Origin of the sequence: Streptomyces adelaidensis, assembly GCF_016598475.1 — a bacterium.
GTDB lineage: Bacteria > Actinomycetota > Actinomycetes > Streptomycetales > Streptomycetaceae > Streptomyces > Streptomyces adelaidensis.
In genome coordinates this window covers 1-313 of the sequence record NZ_JAEMUX010000328.1, presented here as the reverse complement: position 1 = coordinate 313, position 313 = coordinate 1, and the positions used below count along the sequence as shown (strand labels likewise).

1 pseudogene is annotated in these 313 nt (G+C 70.3%); it reads right to left on the bottom strand.

The window, feature by feature from the left end:
• Positions 1-281, bottom strand: a pseudogene (locus tag I8N67_RS42095) (ISAzo13 family transposase); the annotation flags it as partial.
• Between the last annotated feature and the right edge of the window lie 32 nt (positions 282-313).

Below are 313 nucleotides of genomic sequence, written 5' to 3'. Positions count from 1 at the left end.
GCCCCCACCAGCCCCGGATCCTTGGTCGCCAGCGCCAGGCGACCGGCCCCCGGCCTGCGTATCCGCCCGTCGGGTGCCCGACCCTCGTCGAGTTCGGCCAGACCACGGCTGACACAGCCCTTCGAGACGCCCGCGGCGCGTGCCACCGCGGCGATCCCGCCGTGACCGAGGTGCCGGGACTCCGCGGCGTACAGGATCCGGCGCTGCCGCTCGTTCAGATGCGGCGTCACCGCCTCCAGCTTCTCCCGCAACGAGTCGATCAGCTCATCGAAGCGCCCCATATCTCATCAACGAGCCCAACTGGCCTAAGAAA